Consider the following 17,863-nt stretch of genomic DNA (forward strand, 5'->3'; position numbering starts at 1 on the left):
TGAACCGGCCGGGCGGGAAACGCGGTTGAGGTCAGAGTGCCTTGCGCCGGACCAGCACCCCGAGCACCAACAGGCCGGGGATCAGCGGCAGCCACACCGTGAGCAGCCGGTAGCCGAGGACGACGGAAGCGGCGGCCGACGCCGTGGTCCCTGACTCGGTGAGCGCGAAGACCAGGGCCGCGTCGAGGGAACCGATACCACCCGGTGTGGGCAGCAGCGCGGCGGCGCTGCTGGCGGCGAGGTACAGCAGCGCCACCCGGGCTGGGGACAGCGGCAGTTCGACGGCCTGGGTGACACAGATCAGCACCAGGCAGTTCAGCGCGGCGAAGGCCAGCGAGCCGCCCCACAAGGCAACTGCCCGGTGCGGCAAGGTGTGTACGGCCCGGATGTCGGTCAGCACCGTGCCGAGCGCGCGCCGGCACCGGGGCCACAGCGGGCAGTTGAGCAACACGGTGACGAGGACGACGACCGCGAGGACGACGCCCACCACGCCCATGGAGATGTCCGGGACACGCAGCACACCCGGACAGACCGCGGCGAGAACGCCGATGAGCACGATCCGGACGACCACGCCGGCGGTCGCCTTGACGGCGAGGGCGCTGGCTGAGCGGCCTACCGGCAGCCCACAGCGCATCAGGAAACGCAGATTGACGGCACCGGCGCCGAGCCCGGCGGGCAGCACATGGTTGGCGGCGGACGCGGCGAGCTGCGAGGCCACCAGCCTTCCGCCGGGCAGCCGTTGGGGCACCGCGCCCTGCTGAGCGAGCGCCGAGGACACCCACGTCCCGAGCGCGGCCGTCGCGGCCACCAGCAGCCACCCCTGATCGGCGCCGGCGAGCCGCCCGGCCCCGCTCGCGAGCACGGGCCAGTGCCGTCGCACCATGCAGACCACGGCGATCAGGACAGCAAGGGTCAACGCGGTGTGCAAGAAGGCGCGTCGTCGATGTGTGGTGGTCGTGGGGGTGGGGGTGGGGGCGGGCGGTGCCGTCATCCGCCGCCACCCTTCGGCGTGGTGGGGGCGACGCCGAGGCTGAACGCGCCGCGGCAAACGCGCTGAGCTGGACGCCCGGCCTGTCGGGCGACGCGCCTGCGCGTGGTCGGCACGGTGCGGGTGACACGTGCCGCCGGCCCCGCCCCCCGGAGGCCACAGAGGACGGGCGCGCCGTAGCGACGGACAAGCAGGACCGCGGACTGCCGGCGAACAGGCTCGCTCATGGTCGCCGTGCCGGGGGCGGGCGGTGCCGTCATGTGCCTCCGCCCCTCTCCGCGCTCGGGGCCACGCGGAGGTCCAGCGTGCCTTGGCGGTGCACGGTCCAGTCGCGGGCGTACGGGGGTGGGCGGCTGCCGACCGGTGTGATGTCGGCGACGGGCATGCGGCGTGCCGTGCGGTCGAGCGTCGTCCGGGAGGTGTTGGCGTTGTGGCCCCCGATCGCGGCGGAGGCGCAGCCCGTGTAGAAGGCGATCGGGATGGCGTCCTGGCCGGTGAGCAGGCACGGCTTGCTCACCCCGAGGCGGTGGAGTTCGGCGGCGGTGCGGGACCAGTCGCGGTGCTGGGTGTTCGTACGGCTCACCGTCCGTTCCAGGACGGCGAGTTGGATCGCCAGATGCCCGGCGAGCCCCACCGCGAGCAGGGTCACGGCCACCGCCCGCCATGCTCCGGTCGGTCTGGTGACCAGGTGGATCAGCGCGTCGGCGACCGGGATCGCCACCAGCGCGTAGGCGGGCAGCAGGAAGCGCGGAGCGGCGTATCCGATCATGAACAGGTACGGGAAGGCGGCCGTGGCGGCGCAGGCGAGCGGGACGGCGGTGGCCGCCGTGCGCCGTGCGCGGACCGCGACGGCCAGTCCGACGACGGCGAGTACGGGGAGCACGAGCCACCACAGGTCCACCGCCGGGTTGGGCATCTCCCCCGTGCACGGGCGGCACAGGGCGCGTCCGCCCAGGCTGCGCAGCTGGTCGACGACCGCGACATGCCAGCCGAGTCCGCCCTCGATGACCGAGGCGTCGTGCAGCCGCTGCGTCAGGCCGCCGTAGCTGACGTACGCCTCGATCACCCACTCCGCGGCGCCGGACGCGAGCCCGGCGAGGAGGGCCACGAGCAGGCGCCACTGACGGACGGCCACGACGAACACCAGCAGCGGCAGCGTCGCCCAGACCGCGTCCGTCGGGCGCATCCACGCCATCAGGGACGCGCTCGCCGCCAGGCCCCACAGCGCGGCGCGGTCGGAGGGGTCGGCTCGGGCGCGCAGACAGCAGCCCGCCGCGGCGAGGGCGCCCACGGCGACCCAGTAGTTGGGCATGGCCTGCGGGCCGTAGAGGAGGGTCACCCAGAGGGAGGCGAACAGGGCGCCCGCGAGGGCGAGGACGTGGACGGGAAACAGGCCGCGCCAGGTGCGGAGGGCGAGGAGGAGGGCCAGGCCGGAGAGGGTGGCGAGGTAGACGCGGAGCAGGGTGGTGGACGAGGACCAGGAGGTGACGGGGGCGACCAGAAGGGAGATGCCGCGGGCGCGGGGTGCGCTGAAGAAGGCGGCGGGGGCGTGCGCGCTGAGCTGGCTGACGTAGACCGTCTCGTCCCAGCCGAGGCCCAACCCGGGGCGTACGAAGACCAGTTGGGCCAGGGTGAAGGCCACCGCCACCACGGCGAGCGGGTACTCCGAGCGGCGGGACGCGGTCGGCGGTCCGAGCCGTCGCGTCCCGGCGAGTGTGGCGTACGCGCTGCCGGACATTGCCCACCCCTCCCCCTACAGTTTGTAGGGTTTCCAGCACCCTACAGCCTGTAGTTATAAAGGCCGGAGCCAGGGAAAACATGGACAAACTACCTCGCGGTGGGCGCGGCTGCGGCCTGCAATTCAGCCAAGCGGCTGACGGCCCTGCACGCTGCACGTCTCCTCAGGGGACGCCCGCGCGCTCTCCCGGCCCGCTTCGAGGGCGAAGCCGTAGGTGTCCTTCCCAGCGGTCAATTGCCCTGATCGCGTGCGTTGTTGACCGCTGCCTGAATTCGCAGCCAGGTCGGATCCGCCGCCGTCGCGATGGTCACCGTCGCCAGATCGTCCGATTCCCAGGTGCGGGTCCCGTCGGTCACCACGAGGTGGTTCTCCAGGTCGTCGCCGTCGGGAACCTCAGGAACCTCGGAGGTGGCGTCCAAGAACGCCGTGACCGCGGCCCTCGCCGCGTCGGAGTCCTGGCCTCGGGTCTTCGGGGAGTCGCCGCGCACGGACAGGAGGACGAGGTCGCCTCCCGCGCCGGCGACAACGAGTTCGCCCGCCGGCGTGGCGCCCAGCCCGGAGACCGGGGAGCCGGCCGGCACGTCGTGCACGACCGCGGTCTCCGTTTCGAGATCGACCTCGACGAGAGTCCCGGTGGGCGTTCCGACCCAGAGCACTCCGGGCCGGACTCCGAACGCGATGTTCTGCCGTGACCAGGCGCGCATCTCGTCGAGCCACTCCTGCGGGTAGGGGTAACCCGGGCTGGGCTCGCCGAGCGTTGTCGCCAGAACGCGGCGCAGGGAAGGAAACGCGAACACCTCCAGCGAGTTGTCGTACGCGTTGCCCCTAACAGCGAGGTGACGTCCGTCCGCGCTGAAGACCGGCGTCTCGTATCCGTCGACGTCCAGGATCAACGCCCGGCGCAGCACCCGCATCGAGGCGCCGGGCGCGGTCTCGCTGTCGACCCGCGCGAAGAGCACGTACGTCGCGCCCTGATCGCTGCGGAGTGTCGCCACCAGTCCGCCGCCGGGATGCTCCGCGATCCCGGTGTCCCAGCGCGGGCCGGAACCGACCGTCCCCGACACCGGATCGAGGACGTCGGAGCTGTCCCACGGCTTGTCCTCGTCGCCCGACGACGGCGACGCCCACAGCGTCCGACCGTCCGGACTGAACGCCAGACCGCGGTAACAGGCAGTGGGAGGAGGCCCTTTCAGCTCGACAGCTTCGGCAGGACCGGCCGGGGACCACCGCACCACCCTGCCCGCGCCCGCCACCATGAGGTGCGGCTCGTGCGGATGCCAGGCCACAGCGGGCGATTCCCGCGCCCGGTCCCGGTCGACGGCTTCGTCGTATCCACTCAACTCGGCTGCGACAGACGCTAGTTCGCGCAACTGGCCCGCACCGCAGTCCCAGATGTGGACCACCGGACGTTCCGCCTCCAGGCCGGCGACGAGCGGAAGCCGCGGATGGCAGACCAGCCGCCCGACACTCCGCCCGCCACCGACTCGTACCCGTGCCACAGCCTCAACGTCAGTCACCACAACACCCTAGTTTTCTAGGGCCCGTTCGGCGACCCGCCGGCCGGCGTGGGGCCGCGTCGACTCGTGCGCAAAGTCGGTGGAGGGCTTGTGGCCTGCTCTGTTACGGTCCTGGGGCCGGCCGCGGGACTCCGGTGCGACTTCCGGAACCTGCCTATGAAGCAATGATTCGCAGTTCGTGCCCCCATTCCCCGGCCGGCGTCCACATCTACGGGGGACGACAGGGGGAGAGTCGTATGGATTCGTACGGGGACCTCATCGCGGCCGACGACGTCCTGCTCTTCGTCAACGCGGCGATCACCTCCACCGGCCAGCGCGAGTTCCACAGCGACGCGGGCGAGCAGCGACTGTCGTTGGACTTTCTCCACGCGTACATGCTGGGGAACTACCGTGACCTGTACGCCGGGGTGCTCGCGCTCGACATCAACGACCACAACGCGGTCCTCATCGTCCGGCACCTGCTGGAGACCTCCGGTGAAGCGACCGCCGAGCAGCGTCGCAGCGAGGGCCGGCTGATCGCGGGCCGGCTTGCGATACTGCCGCCGCAGCGCGTGTACGGACTGTTCGACGCCCTGCGCCGGGCCCGGGTGAACAACCGTCGCTGCCGCGCGATCATGCGTGACTGGCTGTCCGCCCGCCCGGACGCGGCGTTCGACGCCGTGAAGTACCGCGGCGGCCTCAAGCGCGCCCTTCGCCACGCCCATCTCGCGCCCGCCACCGAGGAGTTGGGGGCGTTCGTGTTCGCGCCGCTGACCCGCAAGCACTACGAGGCACCCCTCCTGGAGACATGGCGGCGCGCGCACTACGAGCAGGCCGCACTGTACGAACTGCCCTACACCGCAGCGGAGGGCTTCGCCGCGAAGCACGGCATTCCCAGGAAGGTGTTCCTGGAGCGCATAGCCCCGCGGATGACCCGTCTGGAGGCTCTGCGGCTGCGGGACTCCGCGCACCGGATCGGCGCCACGGGGATACCTTCGGACCTGGCCCGGATGCCGCTGACCCGGTTGGCGACCTATGTGCTCTCGCTGCCGGTCGAGGATCGTCTGCGCCGGCGCGCCGAGCTGACCCACGCCCTGGAATCGGCCGCCCGCCGGGTCGCCGGACCGCACCGGGGAAGCTGGGGCAAGGTCACCGCCGTACTGGACGACAGCTTCTCCGCCTTCGGCTCGGTCCACAAGCGACGTCGGCCGCTGGCCGTCGCCCTGGCCTGCCACCATCTGCTCGCGACCCTCGCCGACGACTACACCGGGCTGTGGACGTCCGGGCGGACCGACGCGCTGCTGGCCCGTCCGTACGGGCCGACGCCCTTGGGCCGCCGGATCCTGGACGCGCTGGACACCGCGCCGTCGAGACTGGTGATCGTCTCCGACGGCTGGGACAACGCGCCTCCCGGCCTGGCCGGTGAGGTGCTGCGCGTCTTCAGGACCCGGCTCGACCCCGAGCGCCGCACCAGCATCGTGCACCTCAACCCGGTCTACGACGCCGCCGACTTCGACGTGCGCCGGCTGTCCCCGACGGTGCCCACCGCCGGTGTCCGTGACGCCGAGGACCTTCCCGCGCTGGTGGAACTCGCCCAGTTCGCGGAAGGCCGGACCGGGCTGGCCGAACTCATCACCTACCTGGACACCCGGGCGACCCGCATGCTCGACGCCACCCACCAGGAGCGGGCGCGATGACCACACTCGACCTGACCGGCCTGACCACCCGCCCCTCACAGATCTGGGGCGGCGTCCGCCTCGTGCCACTCGTGCGCGAGGAGCCCGTCGTCGACCTCCGTCTGAACCCACGGCTCTACGGCGACACGGTCGGCCTGGTCGAGGTCGGCCCGCGGCATGCCTACCTCTCCTACGTCCCGCACGGCTTCGTCGCCACCTGGACCGGCGACGGCACACCGGCGGCCGCCTACGGCACCCAGCTCTCCGCCGACGCCGACCCGGTGCCGACCGCCACGATGGGCCTGCGCATCCACCGCAGAATGGCCCGCCGCGAGGCCAAGGGCCGGCTGCGGTTCCTCCCCATGCATCTCGCGCTGGAGGGTTACCTGGCACTGCACTTCGGCGGCCCGACGATCGCCTGGGAGGAATGGTCGCAGCGCGCGATCCGCCAAGGCCTCTCCCCGCGCGTCGAGGAGGCCTACGTGGGCGCCGAAGTGCGCGGCCTCGCCGACGCGTTGCGCGTCTTCGAGATCCACCCCGGCCAGTGCGGTCTGATGGTCTACGTCTCGGACGCATTGGCGGCCGCGTTCGTGGTCCCGCATCCCGACGACTACCGGGCGCTGCACTCGTCGCTCCTCCAGGACCTGTACGGCGAACTGATCCACCACTACGCCCTGTTGATGCCGCCGGTACAGGACTTCCGGGCCCGTGTCCCTGACGCGGGGATCCGCTCCCTGGCCCAGCTGCGCACGGCGGCCGCCGAACAGGAGCGCGTCTGGGCGCAGTTCCACGACACCACCATGGCGGCCGAACTGCTGGAGCAGGAGCACACCTGGCAGTCGGTCCACCGGATGGGGCGTTTCACCCTCTCCCGCTTCCTGCCGCAGTTCCGCCCCAAGCAGGGCAACCACATCGGCGAGGCCATCACCGACGACCGCGGCCGGATCACCTACCTCAAGACCTTCCGCCTGTCGGAGAGCCAGGTCCGCCGCGGCCACCTCCTCAGCAGACTCGCCGCCAACGACTGGCACCTGGCGGACACCGCGGCCGAACTCGGCGTCAGTGAAGCCCAGTTGGGGCTACGGCTGGATTCCGCCGGCTTCAGCTTCCTGCTCCGGCAGGACATCCTGGACGGATACCGGAAGCAGCGACGGACCTGAGGCCACCGAGAGCAGGCTCGGGTGCGGGAGCACCTGGTGCCGGTGTACGCGGGATCGGGGCGACGGCCTGCACCGTGTCACTCAGGACTTGACCGGCTTCACGCTCCGGTCGACGCCATTGACTCGCACGGTGACGTTCTTCCGGCTGCGTGCCCGGTCGGCCACGACTCTGTACGACGTGACCTTCCCGTCCCGCCATGCGCAGCTGACCTCGTAGCCGCCACGGGCACGGAGCCCGGTGAAGGAACCCTTGGCCTTCCACGCGTCCGGCAGGGCGGGCAGCAGGTCGATGACTCCGTCGTGGCTCTGCAGGAGCATCTCCGCGACGGCGCCCGTGATACCGAAGTTGCCGTCCATCTGGAAGGGCGGGTGGTTGCCGAACATGTTGGGGAGCGTGTTGAAGGTCAACAGCCCACGCAGCATGATCTGGGCGCGATGTCCGTCACCGAGGCGGGCGAAGAGGGCCGCCCGCCAGGGCCAGGTCCACGAGCGGCGGCTGTCGCCGGACACCGTGGCGGCCGTGAACGGGACGCCGTCCTCCTCGCCGCACCGTGCCTTGAGCGAGACGAGGGCGGCGGCCGCGAAGTCGGTTGTCTTCGGGGTGATCTGGCGGCCCGGATAGACCGCGAAGAGGTGCGAGGTGTGGCGGTGGTGGTCGGTGGGGTCGTCCAAGTCCTCCTGCCACTCCTGTAGTTGACCCCATTTGCCGATCTTGTTCGGAGCGAGGCGGGCCTGCATGTCGGCGACCTTGGCCCGGTAGGCGGGATCCGCCTTGAGTACCGCCTCACAGTCGAGGTAGTTCTGGAACAGGTCCCAGATGATCTGCTGGTCGTACATCACGCCGTCCTCACGCGGCCCGTGCTCGGGCGACCAGCCGTCCGGTGACACGAGGAGTCCGTCCTCGCGCTCCTTGAGCCGGTCCTCCCAGAACTGGCAGATCTCCTTGATCATCGGGTGGGCGACGGTGCGGAGGTAGGCCAAGTCCTGGGTGAACGCCCAGTGCTCGTAGAGGTGTTGGGCGTACCAGGCGCTCGCGACGGTGTTCCACTCCCAGGAGTTGCCGCCGAAGACACTCTGGCTGGTACGGGCGGTCCAGCCACGTGTGTCCTTGCCGAAGGCGTTGCGCGTCGCCACGCGGCTGGGCACCGCCACCTGCTCGACGAACCCGACGAGTGCCTCATGGCACTCGGACAGGTTGGTCGTCTCGGCCCCCCAGTAGTTCATCTGGACGTTGATGTTGGTGTGGTAGTCGGAGGCCCATGCCGGCTGGTTGCTGTCGTTCCACAACCCCTGGAGGTTGGCGGGCAGGCCGTTCGGGCGGGAGGAACTGATCAGCAGGTAGCGGCCGTAGTCGAACATCGTCTGCTCAAGTGTCGGGTCCTCGCCGCCCGCCGCGTACCGCGTCAGCCGTACGTCGGTCGGCAGCGCTGCGACGGTGGGCGCCGAGGTGCCCCAGGCGACCGAGACCCGGTCCATGAGGGAGCGTGTCGCGGCGGTGTGCTCGTCGCGCAGTCTGTCGTAGGGCCGGGCGACAGCCTTCGTGAGCGTCCTGGCGACGACCGGTTCCGGAGCCGGTCCGCGCCACCCGGCGGCGGCGTCGAGCTTGTAGTCGGTGCGGGCGTCGAGGAACAGGGTCAGGGTCGTACAGCCGCTGAACCGGAGCACCGACCCGTCGGCGCGGAGGTCGCCGTCGGTGTGTACGGCCTGGACGGTGCAGGTGTGCCTGAGTCCGTTGCCCATGACACCGCTGAAGGCGATCCGCCCCGCGCCGGCGTCGACGGTCGTAGGAGCGTCGTCCTGTGCGGACGTCAGTGACATCGCGCCGGACAGTCCCCCGGCCTCGTCCGAGCTGTACCGGAAGACCATGACGTCCGCGGACCGGCTGGCGAAGGCCTCGCGCAGGACGCGGCGCCCCGGCGCGCCGAAGCGGGTGACGTGGATGCCCTTCACGAAGTCGAGGCTGCGCTGGTAGTCGACGACCGTCCGCTGCGTGCGTGTGTCGAGGTCCGCGCCCACCAGGGCGATCTCCGCGATCTGCAAGCCGGTGGCGGACGCGCCGGGGGTCAGGGTGAGCCGGTAGACGCGGTAGGCCGTGCTGTTGGCGAACCGGAAGGTCCGGGTCTCGCCGCGCCCGGCGAAGGGCGCTCCGGGGTTCTGCGTGTCGAGGGCCGTCCAAGTACGCCCGTCCTGCGACGCCTCCAGGACCCACCGCCGGGGGTCGTCGCGCGGCCGGTCCGGAGCCGCCGTCAGCGCGTACGACGTGACGGCGACCGCGCGGGGCAGTTCGGCCTGCCAGACGACCGCCGGTGCGTCGGCGTGGACCCGCCAGACCGTGGCCGGGTCGCGGTCCACCGAACGTGAGATGTCCGTGGCCCCGGCCCCGGTGCCGGACCCCTCGGAGTGGCCGCTCGGTGACGACAGGTACACCGAGCCGCCCGCGCCGAAGTCGACGCCGGACAGCCCGATCTCGCTGACCTGGAAGTGGCTGACGCCGGCCTTGGGGACGAAGTCGAACCGGTAGAAGCGGTAGGCGGCGGGGGCCGCGCAGGTGAATTCCTTCGTCTGGAAACGGTTCTCGAAGGGCGCCGTCAGCGTGCGGCTGTCCAGCGTGGTCCAGGTGGTGGCGTCGGCGGAACCGGAGAGCGTCCACTCCTGGGGATCGCGCTCCGGGACGTCGTTGGCGCTCGTCAGACCGTAGGTCGCGACCACGACCGGTTCGGGCAGCTCGACCAGCCACTGAACCTTCGAACCTGGCCCCTCGATGCACCACTTGGTGCTCGCGTCACCGTCGTACGACTTGTCGACGCCCTCCGACGAGGAGCTGCTGTACGGCCCACCCGGGGCCGTGACCGTCGGACTCGCGCGCGGAGCGAAGGTGACGACGACGTCACCGAAGTTCCGGTACGAGCCGAAGCCCGTCATACCGGTGTCGAAGTCGCTGTCCGGCTTGCCGGCGAGCGCGTTGTCGTAGTTGTTGAGGCCGCCCCACAGGCTCTGTTCGTTGAACTGGATCCGCTCCTCGTACGGATCGGCGAAGAGCATGGCGCCGAGTCGGCCGTTGCCGATCGGCAGCGCCTGCGACTCCCAGTCCGTGGCCGGTACGGAGTACTTCAGCGCCTTGCGCGACAGGACCGGCCACCGGACAGCCGACGACGCGCCGCGCTCCGCGGCGACGGCCTGCCCCGCGAGGGTTCCACCGGCCAGCTCGGCCAACAGAGGTGCGAGAGCGAACGCACCGCCGATCTTGAGGACGCTACGGCGCTGCGGTTGGGGCTCATTGACCACGGTGAAATCTCCCGGCGCATTCATCGGCTCAATTACAAGGAGGCGGCTCCACATCGACCTCTGTGGAAAGCGCGTTCATCGTCGCGGCAGAATAGATCGGATGTCTATAGGCGTGCACTGCAGAACGCGCTGAACTCACCGGACGGGGCTGTGGTGCGCGGGACGCAGGGCGGCCAGGGCGACGAAGGTGTCCAGTGCCGTCGGGTCGGTCAGGGTGTCCCGGTCCACTACCTCGGCCGGAGCGGCTCCCAACAGGACCTTCTTCGCGGGCAGTTCGAGTTTCTTGCCGGTGCGATTCCGCGGGACGACCGGCACGGCGGTGATGGCGTCGGGCACGTGGCGCGGGGACAGGGCGCCCCGCAGCGCGGCGGCGATGCCCCCTCGCAGGGCGTCGTCGAGTGCGCCGCCGGCCCGCGGTACGACGAACAGCAGCAGTTCGCCGGGGCCACCACCGGCCTGGTCCTCCAGGTGGACGACCAAGCTGTCGTCCACGTCGGGCAGTTCCTCGACGACACGGTAGAACTCCGCGGTGCCCAGGCGTACTCCGCCGCGGTTGAGGGTGGCGTCGGAGCGTCCGGCCACCGTGCAGCTGCGGTCGCCGCGCTGAAGCGCACCCAGTCCCCGTGGTGCCACACACCGGGGTAGGTGTCGAAGTAGGCGGCCCGGTAGCGGGAGTTGTCGGTGTCGCCCCAGAAGCCGACGGGCATCGAGGGCATGGGACGGGTGATCACCAACTCGCCGAGCGCGTCGGTGATTTCGTTGCCCTCTTCGTCGTACGCGGTGGCGGCGACGCCCAGACAGGGGCCGGAGAGCAGCACGCCGGGGCCGAACTGCTCGCGCACCCGGCTGCGGACGGTGAACCCGAACGCCTTCCCCGCCCTGACCCGCAATCTCGGTCTTCTGGAGAACAACGCGTTCCTGGTCCGATGGGACTCGGGCCGGGACCGGCCCATGGACCGCAGCTTCGAGACCGCACTGGAACTGCTGGTCCTGGGACTGCGCGCCAAGCTCAACACACAGTGACAGCGGGCGAGTTCGGGGTGAGGCAGCACACCGGCCGACTCCCCCGGTCCCGGCCGCGACCACATGATCACCCGTCCGACGACACGGTCGTATCGCGCCCTCCCCGATCACGAAGGCAGAGGCGAGCGCGGCCTGATCACACTGCGCCGTGCCACGGACCCCGTCAGCGCGCCTTGCCTATGGTGCGGCGCACGACGAGGTGCGGAGCCAGGATCACCTCTCGGGGTTCGGTGCGGCCCTGGTCGAGGCGTTCCACCGCGGCGGCGACCGCGTAGCGCGCCTGCGCCTCGGCCCCCTGGCTGACCGTGGTCAGGTCGAAGCAGCTCAGGCGGGAGAGCCTGTCGTCGTCGTACCCCGCGACGGACACCTCACCGGGGACGGAGACACCGGCGCGGGCCAGACCGGCCAGCACACCGATCGCGCTCTGGTCGTTGAACGCGACCACGGCGGTGGGCAGTTGGCTGGCGTCGAGGAGGTGGCGGGCGGCGCGCTCGCCGGCCGCCTCCGTGTTGTCGCCGCGCAGCACCTTGATGTGCGCGTCCAGACCGTTCCGCCGCATGGCCGTGCGGTAGCCGCGACGCCGGTCGGTGGCGATCACGCCCTTGCCGCCGTCGACGTACGTGATCTCACGGTGCCCGAGCGTCACCAGGCGGTCGATGATCTGCCCCACGCCGTCGTCGTCCGCGGTGCGGACCACGTCCAGCTCCCCTTCCTCGATCCGGCGGCCCACGACGATGACGGGGGCCTTGCCGTCGAGCGCGGCGAGCGTGTCGACGGGGGCTGTCGGGCCGAGCAGGATCAGTGCCTCGCTGCGGAAGGCCAGCAGTGTCTCGACGGCGGTGCGCTCGTCCCGGGTACGGGTCTGGGTGCTCAGGACGAGGTCGTAGCCGACCTCCTCGGCGGCCGAGTGCAGGTGCTCGACCAGGTCGGCGTGGAAGGGACTGTGGACGTCGACCATGACGCCGAGCATCCTGGTGCGCCTGCTCGCCAGCAGGCTGGCGGTGCGGTCCACCTGGTAGCCGAGCTCGGCGGCGGCCTTCAGGACTCGCTGCCGGGTGCGTTCGCTGGGGCCCGCCACACCGCGCAGCACGAGGGAGACGGACGCGGTGGAGACACCCACGCGTGCGGCCACGTCCTCCAGCCGTGGGCGCTTCTTCGCGGCTGCCCGGCGACGTTCCGCCCCCACGTCCTCCACTGTGCCTCCCGGCCGCAATCTTCTCGCGCAACACCCTTGACACGCTCTCGAAACGAGTCGATAGTACCAGGAATTAAAGCGCTTTAAATTGTCATGACGTCCCAACGTCCTGATCTTCCGATGAAGGTCGTTGGAACATCGCCCGCGATCGGCGGGGACACTCCCCCACCGTCGACGCCGCCCACAAGGCGGACCAAGCGGTCGCGGACGGCACACCCGGCCGCCACAGCTCCTGCGAGCCGACTCCGATCCTCCGTCCAGACCCCGCCCCCGGCCCATCAAGCAGCCGCGGACCCACCGCCCTGCCAGCTCCTTTCAGTCGCACAGCGAGGTGCACGAACCATGAGCCGTACATCCCTTCCCCGCTCCCGCAGAGTCCTCCCCGTCGTGGCCGTCGCCGCCGCGACCGCCCTCACCCTCGCGGGCTGCTCCAGCAGCTCCGGCGGCAAGAAGTCCGCGGACTCCGCCGCCGATGCCTCGGTGGGCAAGGCCAGTACGCCCCGCATGACCATCGCGATGGTCACCCACGCCCCTTCCGGCGACACCTTCTGGGACACCATCCGCAAGGGCGCCGAGGCCGCCGCGGCCAAGGACAACGTCAAGCTCATCTACTCCAACGACGAGACGGCCGCCGACCAGGCCAACCTGGTGCAGAACGCGATCGACCAGAAGGTCGACGGCATCGCGGTCACCCTCGCCAAGCCCGACGCCATGAAGGCCGTGGTCGCCAAGGCCGAGCAGGCCGGCATCCCGGTCGTGGGCTTCAACGCCGGGCTGAGCGACTGGCAGAAGCAGGGCCTGCTCTCCTTCTTCGGCCAGGACGAGGCCGTCTCCGGGCAGGCGCTCGGCACCAAGCTCAACTCCACCGGCGCCAAGCACACGTTGTGCGTGATCCAGGCCCAGGGCGACGTCAACCTCGAACAGCGCTGCGCCGGCGTGAAGAAGACCTTCAGCGGCAAGACCGACATCCTCTACGTCAACGGCACGGACATGCCGTCGGTGAAGTCGACGATCTCCGCCAAGCTCACCCAGGACAAGTCCATCGACGAGGTGGTCACCCTCGGCGCGCCCTTCGCGCTGACGGCCGTGCAGTCGCTGTCCGACGCGGGCAGCAAGGCCAAGGTCGCCACCTTCGACCTCAACGCGAGCCTCATCTCCGCGATCGAGAAGGGCACCATCCAGTTCGCCGTCGACCAACAGCCCTACCTCCAGGGCTACTTGGCGGTCGACTCGCTGTGGCTCTACAAGACGAACGGCAACTACAGCGGCGGCGGTGAGCAGCCCGTACTGACCGGCCCGGCCTTCGTCGACAAGACCAACGTCGACGCCGTCGCCAAGTTCGCCGCGAAGGGCACCCGGTGATGAGCATGACCCAGCACGCCGAGCCGGCGGTGACCTCACCGCCGGCCCCCGGCCCCAAGGAAACCGACGGCCGGACCACTGAACGGCCCCTGGCGATACGACTGTTGGCGCGTCCCGAGATAGGCGTCTTCCTCGGCGCCGCCGCCGTCTTCGTGTTCTTCCTGATCACGGCCCCGCCGGTGCGGGACGGCTCGTCGATGGCGAACATCCTGTACAGCTCGTCGACGATCGGCATCATGGCGCTGCCGGTCGCCCTGCTCATGATCGGCGGGGAGTTCGACCTCTCCGCCGGTGTCGCGGTCATCACCTCGGCACTGACCGCGAGCATGCTCAGCTACCAACTCACCATGAACGTGTGGGTCGGTGTGATCGTCGCCCTCCTGGTGTCGCTGGGCATCGGATTCCTCAACGGCTGGCTCCTCGTCAAGACCGGCCTGCCCAGCTTCCTCATCACCCTGGGCAGCTTCCTGATCCTCCAGGGCGTCAACCTCGCCGTGACGAAACTGGTCACCGGCAACGTCGCCACCGACGACATCAGCACCATGGACGGCTTCGACCAGGCCAAGAAGGTCTTCGCCTCCTCGTTCGACGTCGGCGGCGTCGACGTCAAGATCACCGTGGTGTGGTGGCTGGTCTTCGCGGCCATCGCGACCTGGGTACTGCTGCGCACCAAGTACGGCAACTGGATCTTCGCGGTCGGCGGCAACAAGGAGAGCGCCCGCGCCGTCGGCGTCCCGGTGAACTTCACCAAGATCTCCCTGTTCATGCTGGTCGGCTTCGGTGCCTGGTTCATCGGCATGCACCAGCTGTTCTCCTTCAACACCGTGCAGTCCGGCGAAGGAGTGGGACAGGAGCTCATCTACATCGCCGCGGCCGTCATCGGCGGCTGTCTCCTCACCGGCGGCGCCGGCTCCGCGATCGGCCCCGTCTTCGGCGCGTTCATGTTCGGCATGGTCCAGCAGGGCATCGTCTACGCCGGCTGGAACCCCGACTGGTTCAAGGCCTTCCTCGGCGTGATGCTCCTCGGCGCCACCCTCATCAATCTGTGGGTCAGCCGCGCGGCGACCCGGAGGTGAACCAAGTGACCACCACCCACCCGACCACTCTCACGGACCCCGCAACGGGCAGCGATGCCCCGGTAGTCGAGCTGAAGAACACGGGCAAGTCCTACGGCAACGTCCGCGCCCTGCACGGCGTCGACCTCGCGGTCCGCCCCGGCCAGGTCACCTGCGTGCTGGGCGACAACGGCGCGGGCAAGTCCACGCTCATCAAAATCATCTCCGGGCTGCACCAGCACACGGAGGGCGAGTTCCTCGTCGACGGCGAACCCGTCCACTTCACCACCCCACGCCAGGCACTCGACAAGGGCATCGCCACCGTCTACCAGGACCTGGCGACCGTCCCCCTGATGCCGGTGTGGCGCAACTTCTTCCTCGGCTCCGAGATGACCAAGGGCCCCTGGCCGTTCCGCCGTCTCGACATCGAGAAGATGAAGAAGACCGCGGACGAGGAACTCCGCAACATGGGCATCGTCCTGGACAACCTGGACCAGCCCATCGGCACCCTCTCCGGCGGCCAGCGCCAGTGTGTGGCGATCGCCCGCGCCGTCTACTTCGGCGCCCGCGTCCTCATCCTCGACGAACCCACCGCCGCGCTGGGTGTCAAGCAGTCCGGTGTCGTGCTGAAGTACGTGGCCGCAGCGCGTGAACGCGGACTCGGCGTCATCTTCATCACCCACAACCCGCACCACGCCTACATGGTCGGCGACCACTTCAGCGTCCTGCGCCTGGGCACCATGGAACTCTCCGCCGAGCGCAGCGAGATCACCCTCGAAGAGCTCACCAACCACATGGCCGGCGGCACCGAACTCGCCGCACTCAAGCACGAGTTGTCCCAAGTCCGCGGCGTCGACGTCAACGAGCTGCCGGAGGACGAGGACGTCACGACCTCGGCCGGAACAGCGGACTGACGACCACACCACCCCCGTTCCTCTATCCCCGAAGGCATTCCCCCATGAAGATCGCCCTCGACCCGTACATGATCCGTCATGTCCCGCTGCTCGAACTGCCCGGCGTGGTGGCCGAGTTGGGCTACGAGTGGATCGAGCTGTCACCCCGTGAGGACTTCATCCCGTTCTTCCGGCATCCCCGGGTGGACGACGGCACCGTACGCAAGTTCCGCAAGGCGCTGGACGCGGCCGGCGTCGGGATCTCCTCCCTGCTGCCGCTGTTCCGCTGGTCCGGCCCCGACGAGGACGCCCGGCAGGCCGCCGTGCGCTACTGGAAGCGGTCCATCCGGATCTGCGCGGACCTCGGAGTGGACAGCATGATCTCCGAGTTCAACGGACGCCCCGAGGAAACGGACCGCAGCGAGGCCCAGTTCTGGAACTCGATGGACGAACTGCTCCCGCTCTTCGAGCGCGAGGGCATCAAGCTCGCCCTGGAACCCCACCCGGACGACTTCATCGAGAACGGCTACGAAGCGGTCAACCTGATCCGGGGCATCAACCACCCCAACGTGAGCTTCCTCTACTGCGCCCCGCACACCTTCCACATCGGGAACGACGCCCCCGGCATCGTCAAATACGCGGGCGACCTGCTCACCCACGTCCACCTCGCCGACGCCTTCGACCACAACGCGTCCTCCGGCAACCGGTACATCCTCAACCCGCCGGGCACCACCGCGCGCATCCACCAGCACCTCGACATGGGCGAGGGCGAGGTCGACTTCGACGAGTTGTTCCGCGAGCTCCGCGCGAACGGCTTCGACGGCACCCTCACGGCCTGCGTGTTCGCCTGGGAGGAACGGGCCAAGGAGTCGTCCGTCCTCATGCGCGAGAAGATCGCCGGGTATCTCGCCGCCTGACAGCGGCACCCCCTCCGCACGACAACCGCACGCGGAGAATCACACCCTTCTTTTAAAGCGCTTTAAGACCATCGAAAGGAACCCGATCCGATGCCGTTGGAAGTGCTGACCATGGGCCGTGTCGGAGTGGATGTGTATCCGCTCCAGACCGGCGTGGGCCTGGCCGAGGTCACCACGTTCGGCAAGTACCTCGGCGGCAGTCCCACCAACGTCGCCGTCGCCGTCGCCCGGTACGGGCACTCCTCGGCCGTGGTCACCAAGACGGGCCGCGACCCGTTCGGCGACTTCGTCCGTACCGCACTGGCCGGCTACGGCGTCGACACCCGGTTCGTCGCTACGTCGGACATCGCGCCGACGCCGGTGACGTTCTGCGAGATCTTCCCGCCGGACGACTTCCCGCTCTACTTCTACCGGCTGCCCAAGGCCCCCGACCTGGACATCCAGCCGGACGAACTGGACCTCGACGTCGTCCGTGACGCCCGGATCTTCTGGTTCACCGGCACCGGGCTGAGCGAGGAACCGAGCCGCTCGGCCACCCTGGCCGCGCTCGCGCACCGGGCGAAGTCCGGGACGACGGTGTTCGACCTGGACTGGCGGCCGATGTTCTGGAGGGACGCGGATCAGGCTCGTTCGTACTACGCCGAGGCACTGCGGCACACCACGGTGGCCGTCGGCAATCTCGACGAGTGCGAGGTGGCGACGGGTGAGCGCGAGCCGTACGCCGCCGCGAAGGCGCTGCTCGCCGCCGGGGTGGAGCTGGCCGTGGTGAAGCAGGGCCCCAAGGGTGTCCTGGCCGTCGACCGCACGGCGTTGGCGGTGGAGATTCCGCCGGTCCCGGTGGAGGTCGTCAACGGGCTCGGTGCCGGTGACGCCTTCGGCGGCGCGCTCTGCCACGGTCTGCTGTCCGGCTGGGACACCCGCCGCACGGTCGCCTTCGCCAACGCGGCCGGTGCCGTCGTCGCGGGCCGGCTCTCCTGCTCCGACGCGATGCCCACCGAGGCCGAGGTCGACTCCAAGCTCCGCGAGGCATCCCTCGTCTCCGCCTCCCCCACCAACGAACGAAGGGCGTGACAAC

14 protein-coding genes are annotated in these 17,863 nt (G+C 69.9%); 8 read left to right on the forward strand and 6 right to left on the reverse strand.

The window, feature by feature from the left end:
* Positions 1-31: 31 nt before the first annotated feature.
* The 3 genes from OG714_RS05290 to OG714_RS05300 all read right to left on the reverse strand — a co-directional run bounded on the left by OG714_RS05290 (position 32) and on the right by OG714_RS05300 (position 4,243).
* Positions 32-991 (reverse strand): YbhN family protein, encoded by a 960-nt coding sequence (locus OG714_RS05290; RefSeq protein WP_406118864.1) that lies wholly within the window; start codon positions 989-991, stop codon positions 32-34.
* A gap of 253 nt (positions 992-1,244) precedes the next feature.
* Positions 1,245-2,726, reverse strand: a complete 1,482-nt coding sequence (locus OG714_RS05295) for a hypothetical protein (RefSeq protein WP_406118865.1) — start codon at positions 2,724-2,726, stop codon at positions 1,245-1,247.
* A 230-nt stretch (positions 2,727-2,956) separates the two neighbouring features.
* The gene (locus OG714_RS05300) at positions 2,957-4,243 is read right to left on the reverse strand and encodes a hypothetical protein (protein WP_406118866.1); all 1,287 of its coding nucleotides are present in this window, start codon (positions 4,241-4,243) and stop codon (positions 2,957-2,959) included.
* Between the two features lie 236 nt (positions 4,244-4,479).
* On the opposite strand from OG714_RS05300, the gene OG714_RS05305 reads away from it, so the two are divergent.
* Together OG714_RS05305 and OG714_RS05310 are read left to right on the forward strand one after the other, a co-directional pair.
* Positions 4,480-5,919 (forward strand): hypothetical protein, encoded by a 1,440-nt coding sequence (locus OG714_RS05305; RefSeq protein WP_406118867.1) that lies wholly within the window; start codon positions 4,480-4,482, stop codon positions 5,917-5,919.
* Positions 5,916-7,058 carry an ARPP-2 domain-containing protein gene (locus tag OG714_RS05310; RefSeq protein WP_406118868.1) on the forward strand — a complete coding sequence of 381 codons (1,143 nt, stop codon included), beginning with the start codon at positions 5,916-5,918 and terminating at the stop codon, positions 7,056-7,058. Before OG714_RS05305 ends, OG714_RS05310 begins: the two co-directional genes overlap by 4 nt.
* Before the next feature lie 81 nt (positions 7,059-7,139).
* Here the strand turns inward: OG714_RS05310 and OG714_RS05315 are convergent, their stop codons facing one another.
* Both OG714_RS05315 and OG714_RS05320 read right to left on the reverse strand, forming a co-directional pair.
* Positions 7,140-10,367 carry a glycosyl hydrolase family 95 catalytic domain-containing protein gene (locus OG714_RS05315; RefSeq protein ID WP_406118870.1) on the reverse strand — a complete coding sequence of 1,076 codons (3,228 nt, stop codon included), beginning with the start codon at positions 10,365-10,367 and terminating at the stop codon, positions 7,140-7,142.
* Positions 10,368-10,478: 111 nt separating this feature from the next.
* On the reverse strand, positions 10,479-10,976 hold the full coding sequence (locus OG714_RS05320; protein WP_406118872.1) for an AMP-binding enzyme: 498 nt from the start codon (positions 10,974-10,976) through the stop codon (positions 10,479-10,481).
* 48 nt (positions 10,977-11,024) lie between these two features.
* Here OG714_RS05320 and OG714_RS05325 point away from each other — a divergent pair, with 48 nt between their 5' ends.
* Positions 11,025-11,366: a hypothetical protein gene (locus OG714_RS05325; protein ID WP_406118874.1), complete on the forward strand. Its 342-nt coding sequence runs from the start codon at positions 11,025-11,027 to the stop codon at positions 11,364-11,366.
* A gap of 163 nt (positions 11,367-11,529) precedes the next feature.
* On the opposite strand, the gene OG714_RS05330 is transcribed toward OG714_RS05325, so the two are convergent.
* Positions 11,530-12,561, reverse strand: a complete 1,032-nt coding sequence (locus tag OG714_RS05330; protein ID WP_406118875.1) for a LacI family DNA-binding transcriptional regulator — start codon at positions 12,559-12,561, stop codon at positions 11,530-11,532.
* Between the two features lie 342 nt (positions 12,562-12,903).
* On the opposite strand from OG714_RS05330, the gene OG714_RS05335 reads away from it, so the two are divergent.
* The 5 genes from OG714_RS05335 (at position 12,904) to iolC (ending at position 17,859) form a co-directional block, all read left to right on the forward strand.
* A complete protein-coding gene (locus OG714_RS05335) occupies positions 12,904-13,923 on the forward strand; it encodes a sugar ABC transporter substrate-binding protein (RefSeq protein WP_406118877.1) in 1,020 nt (339 codons plus the stop codon).
* Complete coding sequence (locus OG714_RS05340; RefSeq protein ID WP_406118879.1) at positions 13,923-14,999, forward strand: ABC transporter permease; 1,077 nt, start codon at positions 13,923-13,925, stop codon at positions 14,997-14,999. Before OG714_RS05335 ends, OG714_RS05340 begins: the two co-directional genes overlap by 1 nt.
* 5 nt (positions 15,000-15,004) lie before the next feature.
* Positions 15,005-15,892 (forward strand): ATP-binding cassette domain-containing protein, encoded by an 888-nt coding sequence (locus OG714_RS05345; protein ID WP_406118880.1) that lies wholly within the window; start codon positions 15,005-15,007, stop codon positions 15,890-15,892.
* Positions 15,893-15,936: 44 nt separating this feature from the next.
* Entirely contained in the window at positions 15,937-16,788 is an 852-nt protein-coding gene (locus OG714_RS05350) for a sugar phosphate isomerase/epimerase family protein (protein WP_406118882.1), read from the forward strand.
* Between the two features lie 90 nt (positions 16,789-16,878).
* Positions 16,879-17,859 (forward strand): 5-dehydro-2-deoxygluconokinase, encoded by a 981-nt coding sequence (iolC, locus tag OG714_RS05355; protein ID WP_406118884.1) that lies wholly within the window; start codon positions 16,879-16,881, stop codon positions 17,857-17,859.
* The last annotated feature ends 4 nt before the right edge of the window (positions 17,860-17,863 follow it).

It is taken from the genome of Streptomyces sp. NBC_00989 (assembly GCF_045162655.1).
In the GTDB taxonomy this organism is placed as follows: Bacteria; Actinomycetota; Actinomycetes; order Streptomycetales; family Streptomycetaceae; genus Streptomyces.

Excerpts from the sequence above, each read along its gene's own strand:
- OG714_RS05290 (WP_406118864.1), bottom strand. The coding sequence starts at position 991 with ATGACGGCACCGCCCGCCCCCACCCCCACCCCCACGACCACCACACAT.
- OG714_RS05295 (WP_406118865.1), bottom strand. The coding sequence starts at position 2,726 with ATGTCCGGCAGCGCGTACGCCACACTCGCCGGGACGCGACGGCTCGGA.
- OG714_RS05305 (WP_406118867.1), top strand. The coding sequence starts at position 4,480 with ATGGATTCGTACGGGGACCTCATCGCGGCCGACGACGTCCTGCTCTTC.
- OG714_RS05310 (WP_406118868.1), top strand. The coding sequence starts at position 5,916 with ATGACCACACTCGACCTGACCGGCCTGACCACCCGCCCCTCACAGATC.
- OG714_RS05315 (WP_406118870.1), bottom strand. The coding sequence starts at position 10,367 with ATGAATGCGCCGGGAGATTTCACCGTGGTCAATGAGCCCCAACCGCAG.
- OG714_RS05335 (WP_406118877.1), top strand. The coding sequence starts at position 12,904 with ATGAGCCGTACATCCCTTCCCCGCTCCCGCAGAGTCCTCCCCGTCGTG.
- OG714_RS05340 (WP_406118879.1), top strand. The coding sequence starts at position 13,923 with ATGAGCATGACCCAGCACGCCGAGCCGGCGGTGACCTCACCGCCGGCC.
- OG714_RS05350 (WP_406118882.1), top strand. The coding sequence starts at position 15,937 with ATGAAGATCGCCCTCGACCCGTACATGATCCGTCATGTCCCGCTGCTC.
- iolC (WP_406118884.1), top strand. The coding sequence starts at position 16,879 with ATGCCGTTGGAAGTGCTGACCATGGGCCGTGTCGGAGTGGATGTGTAT.